9 protein-coding genes and 4 tRNA genes are annotated in these 9,678 nt (G+C 67.3%); 1 reads left to right on the top strand and 12 read right to left on the bottom strand.

The window, feature by feature from the left end; all coding sequences use genetic code 11:
* The 12 genes from J7J50_RS10120 to J7J50_RS10065 form a co-directional block, all read right to left on the bottom strand.
* Positions 1-270, bottom strand: a 270-nt coding sequence (locus tag J7J50_RS10120) for a GTP-binding protein (RefSeq protein WP_251044470.1), incomplete at its 3' end; no start/stop codon positions are given.
* A 70-nt stretch (positions 271-340) separates the two neighbouring features.
* Positions 341-416 (bottom strand) — tRNA-Thr (locus J7J50_RS10115).
* A 68-nt stretch (positions 417-484) separates the two neighbouring features.
* Positions 485-559, bottom strand: a tRNA-Gly gene (locus tag J7J50_RS10110).
* Positions 560-650: 91 nt separating this feature from the next.
* A tRNA-Tyr gene (locus tag J7J50_RS10105) sits at positions 651-736 on the bottom strand.
* A gap of 124 nt (positions 737-860) precedes the next feature.
* Positions 861-1,952, bottom strand: coding sequence for a redox-regulated ATPase YchF (gene ychF / locus J7J50_RS10100; RefSeq protein WP_215058188.1), 1,092 nt, complete (start codon positions 1,950-1,952; stop codon positions 861-863).
* A gap of 82 nt (positions 1,953-2,034) precedes the next feature.
* The gene (gene pth / locus J7J50_RS10095) at positions 2,035-2,616 is read right to left on the bottom strand and encodes an aminoacyl-tRNA hydrolase (protein WP_215058189.1); all 582 of its coding nucleotides are present in this window, start codon (positions 2,614-2,616) and stop codon (positions 2,035-2,037) included.
* A 59-nt stretch (positions 2,617-2,675) separates the two neighbouring features.
* Positions 2,676-3,335: a 50S ribosomal protein L25/general stress protein Ctc gene (locus J7J50_RS10090; protein ID WP_215058190.1), complete on the bottom strand. Its 660-nt coding sequence runs from the start codon at positions 3,333-3,335 to the stop codon at positions 2,676-2,678.
* A gap of 174 nt (positions 3,336-3,509) precedes the next feature.
* The gene (locus tag J7J50_RS10085) at positions 3,510-4,469 is read right to left on the bottom strand and encodes a ribose-phosphate diphosphokinase (protein WP_215058191.1); all 960 of its coding nucleotides are present in this window, start codon (positions 4,467-4,469) and stop codon (positions 3,510-3,512) included.
* A 111-nt stretch (positions 4,470-4,580) separates the two neighbouring features.
* Positions 4,581-4,657 (bottom strand) — tRNA-Gln (locus J7J50_RS10080).
* A 22-nt stretch (positions 4,658-4,679) separates the two neighbouring features.
* The gene (gene ispE, locus J7J50_RS10075; protein WP_215058192.1) at positions 4,680-5,549 is read right to left on the bottom strand and encodes a 4-(cytidine 5'-diphospho)-2-C-methyl-D-erythritol kinase; all 870 of its coding nucleotides are present in this window, start codon (positions 5,547-5,549) and stop codon (positions 4,680-4,682) included.
* Positions 5,550-5,581: 32 nt separating this feature from the next.
* On the bottom strand, positions 5,582-6,277 hold the full coding sequence (lolB, locus tag J7J50_RS10070; protein ID WP_343222472.1) for a lipoprotein insertase outer membrane protein LolB: 696 nt from the start codon (positions 6,275-6,277) through the stop codon (positions 5,582-5,584).
* Entirely contained in the window at positions 6,274-7,902 is a 1,629-nt protein-coding gene (locus tag J7J50_RS10065; RefSeq protein ID WP_215058193.1) for a tetratricopeptide repeat protein, read from the bottom strand. Before J7J50_RS10065 ends, lolB begins: the two co-directional genes overlap by 4 nt.
* A 426-nt stretch (positions 7,903-8,328) precedes the next feature.
* Between J7J50_RS10065 and hemA the strand changes: the two genes are divergently transcribed.
* On the top strand, positions 8,329-9,633 hold the full coding sequence (gene hemA, locus J7J50_RS10060; protein WP_215062967.1) for a glutamyl-tRNA reductase: 1,305 nt from the start codon (positions 8,329-8,331) through the stop codon (positions 9,631-9,633).
* Positions 9,634-9,678 lie beyond the last annotated feature (45 nt).

Genomic DNA, 9,678 nt, shown 5'->3' with positions numbered 1-9,678 from the left:
CTTCACGTAGTCCGCGTGGCCTGGGCAATCGACGTGCGCGTAATGGCGGTTCGCCGATTCGTATTCCACGTGCGCCGTCGAAATCGTGATGCCGCGAGCCTTTTCTTCCGGCGCCGCGTCGATCGCGTCGTACGCCTTGAACTCGCCACCGAAACGCTCAGCGCCCACCTTGGTCAGCGCCGCCGTCAGCGTCGTCTTGCCGTGGTCAACGTGACCGATCGTGCCGACGTTCACGTGCGGCTTGGTGCGCTCGAATTTACCCTTAGCCATGGCTGTCGCTTCTCGTTTGTGGTCTGTGTGTTGCGGTGGCTGTCGGTAAAGCAGCCGATACTGCGGGATGTGGTGCTCACGAAAGGAATCGAACCTTCGACCTCCTCCTTACCAAGGAGGTGCTCTACCGACTGAGCTACGTGAGCGTGGAACTCGGTGTTGCGGCCCGATCAACCGGGCCTTGCTGCAATGGGGTCGCCAAGAGTGAATTCAATGGAGCGGGAGACGGGATTCGAACCCGCATTATCAGCTTGGAAGGCTGAGGCTCTAACCATTGAACTACTCCCGCGCCGCGTACAGCCATTACAGCGTTGGAACTTGTCGCACTGCCTGTCGAACCGTTGAAGCTTTGTCACCAGACACATGCGGCTTGAAACATCTGGTGGAGGGAGGTGGATTCGAACCACCGAAGGCGTAAGCCAGCAGATTTACAGTCTGCCCCCGTTGGCCGCTTGGGTATCCCTCCGAAAGAGCCCGTAATTCTGGCGTGCGATCTTCAGGATGTCAACGAACTTTCCTACAACTTTTTAAAATCTTTTCCGACCCGCCGACTGCGACCGCGGCCATCCGGGACGGGCCGCGTAGTCTACTCAGACATTGAACCGAAAGTGCAGTACATCGCCCTCTTGGACGCGATATTCCTTGCCTTCCAGGCGCAGACGGCCGGCGTCGCGGGCACCGGACTCGCCCTTGTACTTGATGAAATCGTCGTAGGCGATGGTTTCGGCGCGGATGAAGCCCTTCTCGAAGTCGGTATGGATCACCGCCGCGGCCTGCGGCGCGGTCGAGCCGGCCTTGACCGTCCAGGCGCGCACTTCCTTCACCCCGGCGGTGAAATAGGTCTGCAGGCCCAGCAGCGCGTAACCGGCGCGGATCAGACGGTTGAGGCCCGGCTCGGCCAGGCCCAGATCGGCCAGGAAGGTGTCGCGGTCGGCGTCGTCGAGCTGGCTCAGCTCTTCCTCGATCGCGGCCGACACCGGCACGACCTGGGCGCCCTCGGCGATCGCGCGCTCGCGCACCGCGTCCAGGTGCGGATTGTTCTCGAACCCGTCTTCCAGCACGTTGGCCACGTACATGACCGGCTTGAGGGTGAGCAGGAACAGGTCGCGCAGGGCCGCCTTGTCGTCCTCGGACAGGTCCAGCGCGCGCGCGGCCTTGCCCGCGTCCAGGCCCGCGCGCACGCGGCCCAGGACTTCCTTGCGCACGATCGCTTCCTTGTCGCCGGTCTTGGCCGAGCGCTCGGCGCGCTGGTAGGCCTTCTCGACGCTTTCCAGGTCGGCCAGGGCCAGCTCGGTATCGATGGTCTCGATATCGGCGATCGGATCGACCTTGTTGTTGACGTGGATCACGTCCGGGTTTTCGAAGCAGCGCACCACGTGGGTGATCGCATCGACTTCGCGGATGTGGGCCAGGAACTTGTTGCCCAGCCCCTGCCCGCTGGCGGCGCCGGCGACCAGGCCGGCGATATCGACGAACTCCACCGCGGTGGGAATCAGCTTCTGCGGCTTGACGATCTCAGCCAGCGCGTTCAGACGCGGGTCCGGCACCGGCACGGCGCCGACATTGGGCTCGATCGTGCAGAACGGAAAGTTGGCCGCGGCGATGCCCGCCTTGGTCAGCGCGTTGAAGAGGGTCGACTTGCCGACGTTGGGCAGGCCGACGATGCCGCATTTGATGCCCATGGCTTTTTAATCCGGGAATAGAGAATCGAGAATCGGGAATCGAGAAGCGGGTTCTGACGATTCCCGATCCCCGATTCCCCATTCACGGCTTCGCCGTATGCAACTGCGTCATCGCATCCATGAAATTGCCCTTGACCGCCAGCGGCATCACATCGATGGCGTCGTCGATCGCGCGCAGGATGACCGCTTCGTCGTCCTTGCCGGGACGGCCGAGCACCCACGGGGTGACTTTGTCCTTGTGGCCGGGATGGCCGATGCCCACGCGCAGGCGGTGGAACTTGCCGTGGCCGAGCAATTGCATGGTGTCGCGCAAGCCGTTCTGGCCGCCGTGGCCGCCGTCGAACTTGAGCCGCGCCGCACCCGGCGGCAGGTCGAGCTCATCGTGTGCCAGCAGCGCCTCTTCCGGCTCGATCTTCCAGTAACGCAAGGCGGCGGTCACCGACTTGCCGGACAGATTCATGAAGGTGGCCGGCTTGAGCAGCCACACCGGACGGCCGCCGATCTCGATCTTCGAGGTCTCGCCGAACAGCTTGGATTCAAGACCGAAACGCCCGCCGAACTTCGCATTCAGGGCGTCCACAAACCAGAACCCGGCATTGTGCCGGGTCCGGGTGTATTCGGCGCCGGGGTTGCCCAGGCCGACGATCAGGCGCAATTCCGCCATGACTCACGACAGTCCGCAAACGCAGGCCGGCACGCCGGTGAAGGCGTGCCGGCAAGCGATTACTTCTTGTCTTCGTCCTTCTTCGCGACCTTGGCGGCCGGCACGTCGGCGACCGGCGCATCGGCGGCCGGCTCGGCCTCTTCCTTGCCGTGCTTGGCGATCACGACGGCGACGTCGTGTTCCTTGCCCAGCTTCAGCTCGGGGATCTCGACGCCCTTGGGCAGTTTGATCTGCGACAGGTGGACGATGTCGCCCACGGCCAGGGCCGACAGGTCGATCTCCAGGAACTCCGGCAGGTCCTTCGGCAGGCAGCTGATTTCGACTTCGTTGAGCTCGTGGGTGACCACGACGTCGGCGGCCTTGCCGGCCGGCGACTTGTCTTCGTTGAGAAAGTGCAGCGGCACGGCCACGCGGATCGCCTGGTTGGCGTCAACGCGCTGGAAGTCCAGGTGCATGATGATCTGCTTGAACGGGTGACGCTGCATATCGCGCAGCAGCACCTGCTCGACCTTGCCGTCGAGGTCCAGGCTCAGGATCGAAGAGTAGAACCACTCGTGCTGGCTGGCGAGCCAGATCTTCTCGTGGTCGAGCTGGACCGGCTGCGGCGCGGCGCTGCCGCCGTAGATGATGGCCGGGATGCTGGCGGCACGACGCAGGCGGCGGCTCGCACCCTTCCCCTCGACGTTGCGGCCAGTGGCCTTGATGATGTGTTCGGACATGTTGGTTTACTCACTTTGCAGCGTTAGGACCGCCTCGCGGCGGCTTGGGAGACTCACCCGCGACCAGATGAGCCTTTGGAGCTGGGAATCGGGAATGGGGAATCGAGAATCGGTAGAAGCGATGCCGCGGCGCTGCTTTTACGATTCCCTATTCCCCATTCCCGACTCCCGGATTCAATCCACGTACAACGAACTGACCGACTCGCCGAAGGCGATGCGGCGGATCGTTTCGGCCAGCAGCTCGGCGACGCTGAGCTGGCGGATACGGCCGGTGGCGCGGGCCGCGGCGGTCAGCGGGATGGTGTCGGTCACCACCAGCTCGTCCAGCTGCGACTTCATCACGTTGTCGATCGCCGCGCCGGACAGCACCGGGTGGGTGCAGTAGGCGACGACTTTCTGCGCGCCCTGGCCCTTCAGCGCCGCGGCGGCAGCGCACAAGGTGCCGGCGGTATCGACGATGTCATCGACCAGCACGCAGGTCTTGCCCGACACGTCGCCGATGATGTTCATCACCGTGGCGACGTTGGCGCGCGGACGGCGCTTGTCGATGATCGCCAGTTCCGCATCGTCCAGCCGCTTGGCGATCGCGCGGGCGCGAACCACGCCGCCGACGTCGGGCGACACGACGATCAGATTGTCCGTGCCGTGCGCGCGCCAGATGTCGGCGAGCAGCAGCGGCGAGGCGTAGACGTTATCGACCGGGATGTCGAAAAAGCCCTGGATCTGATCGGCATGCAGATCGACCGTGAGCACGCGGTCGGCGCCGACCGCGCTGAACATCTTGGCCGCGACCTTGGCGGTGATCGGCACGCGCGAGGAGCGCGGGCGGCGATCCTGGCGGGCGTAGCCGAAGTACGGCACCACCGCGGTCACGCTGGCCACCGATGCGCGCTTGAGCGCGTCGATCAGCACCAACAGCTCCATGAAGTTCTCCGCCGTGGGCGCGTTCGTCGGCTGAATGACGAACACCTCCTGGCGACGCACGTTCTCTTCGATCTCGACCTGCACCTCGCCGTCGGAGAAGCGCCCGACGAGGGCCTTGCCGAGCCGGATGCCGAGCTCCTTGCACACCGCCTCGGCGAGCGAACGGTTGGCGTTGCCGCTGAAAACCAGCAGATTGCGATCGTTTTGCACTTTGTTTACTCCGCTTCGCTCTGACCGGGCGGCTCGGGAATGGGGAATCGAGAATCCGGAATCGCCTATAACGTTTCCGGATTCTCCATTCCCTACTCCCGCAACAACTGATGGCAGGGGCGGTAGGATTCGAACCTACGAATGCCAGGATCAAAACCTGGTGCCTTGGGCCTCTTGGCGACGCCCCTGCAGTAAACCAGTTCAGCTTTTTTACTTAGCTTCAAGCGCGCTGCGCAGCGAAGAACGCCTTGCGCCGGCGGCCGTCCAGGCCCGAAGGCCGGCAGGCAGTCGCGCCAGCGCCGCTTCGGCGGATTCGCGCGTGGCGAACTCGACGAAACACCCGCTGCCCGAGCCGGTCAGGCGTGGCGAACCGATACCCGACAGTGCAGCGAAAGCCGCCTCGACGGCGGTTTCACGCTGACGCAGTACCGGCTCGAACGCATTCCCGAGCGGCTTACCCGAAACGAAGTCCGACATTGTCGCGGGCGCGGCATCGCGAGTCAATTCAGTTGACTGGAATAAAACCGCGGTCGGCGCATGAACGCCGGGATCGGCCAGCACGTACCAGGCCGGCGGCAGCTCGATCGGCCGCAGCGCTTCGCCGACGCCTTCGGCCCAGGCGTTCTCGCCGCGGACGAAGACGGGGACGTCGGCGCCGAGACGCAGGCCCAGCTCGGCCAGCCGGTCCACGCCCAGATTCGTGCCCCACAGGGCATCCAAGGCCACCAGGACGGTGGCCGCATCGGAGGAGCCTCCGCCGAAACCACCGCCCGCCGGGATACGCTTTTCGATGACGATATCCGCACCTTGACCGCTGTTGGCCTCTTTTTTCAGCAGCAGCGCGGCCCGCACGGTGAGGTCGTCCTGCTCCGCCACGCCCGCCACCGAGGCGCCGTGGCGGACCACCCGGCCGTCCTCTCGGGTACGCAAACGGATGGTGTCGCCCCAGTCCAGCAGGCGGAACACGGTCTGCAGCAGGTGATAGCCATCGGCGCGGCGGCCGGTGATGCGCAGGAACAGGTTCAGCTTGGCCGGGGCGGGCCAGACGGTCCAGACGGGAGTCGCGGAGGTTTCGGACATGGCGGCGATCGGAAGGACGAAGCGTGTTTCGTTCAGCGCACGGAAGACGGCGGGTTATCGGCCGAAGTGCCCGCGGCGGCGCCCTTCCACTCATCCACGATCAAGCGGACCCGGGCCGAATCGCGGCGCGCGTCCAGCCGCGACGGCAGGTCGCCGCTGGCCGGCCATTGGTAGGCGATGGTCCAGCCGCTCTGTTCGATCGACTGCGGACGGCCGTCCGCGCCGGGGACGACCTTCGCGACCGGGAAATCGCGCGCCGGCAAGCCGCGCAGCCAGTCGGTCAGCGCCGACACCGGGATGTCCCAGCCTGTGGCCTGCAGCAGCAGTTCGCCGGCATCGGCGCCCTCGCGCGGACCGCCGTCCAGGCCTTCCAGGCGCGCGCCTTCGCGGCTGCCGCTCAGGCGCCAGCTCTGGCGGGTGACCGGAGCGCTGAGCGCGACGTCGAAATGGCCGTCGCGCTGGCTCCATTCCATCCGCCCGCTGCCGCCCTTGCCGGCGTTCGACACGGCGACGCGGCCGGTCAGCGACCAATCGTCCTGCGCGCGCACTCGTTCCAGCCGCGCGGTTTCGCGCGCGACCGCGTCGGCGGCCGGCACCACGGTTGCGGAAGGCGCGGGTTTGACGCCCTGCCCCGCGCACGCGGCCAGCAGCGAGGCCGACATCGCGGCGGCGAGCCATTGCGAGGCGCGCGGAGACCGCGTCGTCGCGGCGGTCGTCGCCGCGCTCACAGGCCGTATTTCTTCAGCGCGCGCTGCAGCGAGCGGTTGTCCGCATCGATCTTGCGCGCCTGTTCGAAGTACTTGCGCGCTTCGTCCTTGCGCCCGGTCTCCCACAGCAGCTCGGCCAGATGCGCGGCGATCTCGGCGTCCTTCTGCATGGTCAGCGCGCGGCGCAGCTCGGTTTCGGCCTCCTTGACCCGGCCCAGGCGATACAGCACCCAGCCGTAGCTGTCGATGATCGCGGCGTTGTCCGGCTCGGCCGTGCGCGCGCGCTCGATCAATTCGAACGCTTCCTGATAGCGCGTGGTGCGATCGGCCAGGGTGTAGCCCAGCGCGTTGAGCGCGGCGATGCTGTCGGGTTCGGCGACCAGGATGCGGCGGAAGTCGGCTTCGGCGCGGGCGACGTCGTCGCGGCGCTCCCAGCTCAGCGCGCGCGCGTAGAGAATTTCCGGCTCGTCCGGAAACGCCGCCAGGCCGCGGGCGAACGCGTCGTTTTCGCCGGCGACGTTCTTGTCGTCGGCGCGCAGGTTCGCTTCCAGGATGTAACCGTCGCGGCGGGTGTCGTCGTCGGCCGAGGCGTCGGACTGGATCGCGCGCAGGCTGGCGTAGGCCTCGTCCGAACGCTTGAGCTTGTGCAGCACGTTGGCGCTGCGCAGGCGCGCGATCGAACGCTGCGAACCGCCGGGCACGCCCTGGTACCAGTTCAAGGCTTCGTCGTTGCGCTCCAGGAATTCGGCCAGCTGGCCGAGCAGCAGGCGCCGCGCCGGATCGGGCTTGGCCGCGTCGGCGCGCAGTTCGTCGTAAAGCTTGGTCAGGGTCGGCTTGTCCTCGGCGCGGGCCAGATAGGACGCGCGCAGGGCGTAGGTCTGCTCGTCCTGCGGGCCGCGCGCCAGCACCGCGGCGACGTTCTGGAAATCGTTGAGGCCTTCGTATTGCTCGGCGATCAGCGCGCGCAGATTGGTGTCGGTATCGGCCAGCGGCAACAAGGTGGCGAGCAGTTGCGAGGCTTCCTCGGCCTTGCCATCCTCGCGCAATTGGCTCACCCGCAGCAGGCCCACGCGCGGCTCGCCGGGGAAGCGCTTGACCACTTCGCTGACGATGCGCTCGGTCAGCTTGGGCTGATCCAGCCGCTGCGCCAGGCCGCCGAAGGCGACCCAGGCCATCAGATTGCGCTGCGGGATCTTGCCGCCGTCGACGATCTTCTCGAGCAGGCGCCCGGCCTGCTTCTGATCCTTGGCGCCGGCGGTCAGCACGCCCAGCACCTGGCGCCAGCCGGTGTCGGGCTCGGCGGTCATCAATTCGTTGAGCTGGCGCAGCGCGGCGCGATCGTCGCCGCGGCGCAGCGACAAGGTCGCCTCGGCGGCGGCGAGCGAGTGGCCCTTGCCGCCGAGCTTGCGCCACAGCCCCAGCGCCTCGGCGGCCACCGTGTCCTGCTTGGCGACCAGGGCGATCGAGGTGGCGCGCTCGGCCAGGACCACGTCGCCGGCGGCGCGCGCGGCCTTGAGATAGGCGCTGGCGGCGTCGTTCAACTTGCCCGACTGCAGGGCGAACTCGCCGGCCAGCAACGATTCCAGCGAAGCGCCGGTGGGGTCCTTGGCGGCCTGGGCCTGGATGGTCGCGCGGGTGGCGGCCAAGTCAGCCGCAGTAGGTTGGACCGCCGACGCAGTCGCCGCGGCGGCAGAGGAACTTCCCCCTCCCAACGCTGCCTTCGAAGCCGACGGTTGAGCCTCCGAAGTCGCAGCCGCGGCGGAACCACAGACCGCCAGGGCCAGGGCCAGGACCGTCCACTTCAAGCCGCGCCGCGACCGGGCCTTGGGGGCGCGAGCCGGGGCCCGGCGCTTGCCTTCAGTTCTGTCTATTGGACCGATCGAGCAAATCGAATCGTAGAGAACCACGTGAGGACCATTTCGGCCGGTAGAATGGCGGCCTTCAGCAGCCCGCAGCTTATCGCAAGCACCTGAACCGATGTCCCGCGCCGCACGCCGCCCGATGAAACTTTTTCGCCTCGCCGCGACGACGGTCCGCCGCGCCCATTGCCCGGGATCGATCCGCCTGCGCCCATGAGCTTGTTCGTCCTCGGCATCAACCATCAGACCGCGCCGGTGAGCCTGCGTGAGCGCGTCGCGTTCTCCGGCGACGCGGTGCCGGCCGCGCTCGACGCGCTGCGCGCGCTGGCGCCGGTGCGCGAGGTGGCGTTGCTGTCGACGTGCAACCGCACCGAACTGTACGCGGTCGCCGACGACGACGGCCGCGCGCTGGCCGATTGGCTGGCCACGCATCCGGACGATTGCGGCGATCTGCATGCCTACCTCTATCGTCATCGCGACGCCGACGCGGTGCGGCATCTGTTCCGCGTCGCCACCGGCCTGGATTCGCTGGTGCTGGGCGAGCCGCAGATCCTGGGCCAGGTGAAGGACGCCTGGGCCACCGCGCGCGGCGCCGGCACCCTGGGCAGCCAGCTCGACCGCCTGTTCCAGCAAGCCTTCTCCACCGCCAAGCGCGCCCGCACCGACACCCGCATCGGCGCCAATCCGGTCTCGGTCGCCTCCGCCGCGGTGCGGCTGGCGCAGGAATCGTTCGCGCGGCTGGAAGACTCCACCGTGCTGCTGGTCGGCGCGGGCGAAACCGTGGAACTGGCGGCGCGGCATCTGGTCCAGGCCAAGGCCAAGCGCCTGCTGATCGCCAACCGCACCCTCGCCCATGCGCAGGACCTCGCCACCCGCCACGGCGGCGTGGCGCTGCCGCTGAGCGAACTCGACCGCCACCTGGGCGAGGCCGACATCGTATTGTCGGCCACCGCCAGCCGCGAACCGATCCTGCAGCGCGCGCAAGTGGCCGCCGCGCTGGCCACGCGCAAGCATCGGCCGATGCTGCTGCTGGACTTGGCGGTGCCGCGCGACATCGCCCCGGACGTGGCCAGCCTGAAGGACGTGTTCCTCTACACCGTGGACGATCTGGAACGCGCGATCGAAGACAACCGCCGCAGCCGCCGCGAGGCGGCGACCGAGGCCGAGGCGATCGTCGAACTGCAGGTCGCGCGCTTCGTCGAAACCCTGGCGGCCAGCACCCGCACCGCGCCGATCAAGCGCCTGCGCGATCACGGCGAACTCGCGCGCGAGGAAGTCCTGGCCAAGGCGCGCCAGCAACTGGGCGCCGGGCAAGACCCGGCCGAAGTGCTGAACTTCCTCGCACACACGCTGACCAACCGCCTGCTGCACGCGCCGACGATGGCCTTGCGCGAGGCCGCGCTGACCGGCAATCCGGAGTTGGCGCGGGCGGCGGATAAGTTGTTCCCGGCGGCGGGAATCGGGAATCGGGAATCGGGAATCGAAACCGCGGATTCGGAATCTTCCGACGATCGTTAGCGGCCCGTTCGCGTCGCGGGCGCTCGCGCTTTTCCGATTTCCCAT

It is taken from the genome of Lysobacter sp. ISL-50 (assembly GCF_018612875.1).
Taxonomy (GTDB): domain Bacteria; phylum Pseudomonadota; class Gammaproteobacteria; order Xanthomonadales; family Xanthomonadaceae; genus Lysobacter.
This window is presented reverse-complemented; position numbering and strand designations above follow the sequence as displayed.

What these genes read in the sequence shown, in the direction of transcription:
- ychF (WP_215058188.1), bottom strand. Translation starts at nt 1,952, where the DNA reads ATGGGCATCAAATGCGGCATCGTCGGCCTGCCCAACGTCGGCAAGTCG.
- pth (WP_215058189.1), bottom strand. Translation starts at nt 2,616, where the DNA reads ATGGCGGAATTGCGCCTGATCGTCGGCCTGGGCAACCCCGGCGCCGAA.
- J7J50_RS10090 (WP_215058190.1), bottom strand. Translation starts at nt 3,335, where the DNA reads ATGTCCGAACACATCATCAAGGCCACTGGCCGCAACGTCGAGGGGAAG.
- ispE (WP_215058192.1), bottom strand. Translation starts at nt 5,549, where the DNA reads ATGTCCGAAACCTCCGCGACTCCCGTCTGGACCGTCTGGCCCGCCCCG.
- hemA (WP_215062967.1), top strand. Translation starts at nt 8,329, where the DNA reads ATGAGCTTGTTCGTCCTCGGCATCAACCATCAGACCGCGCCGGTGAGC.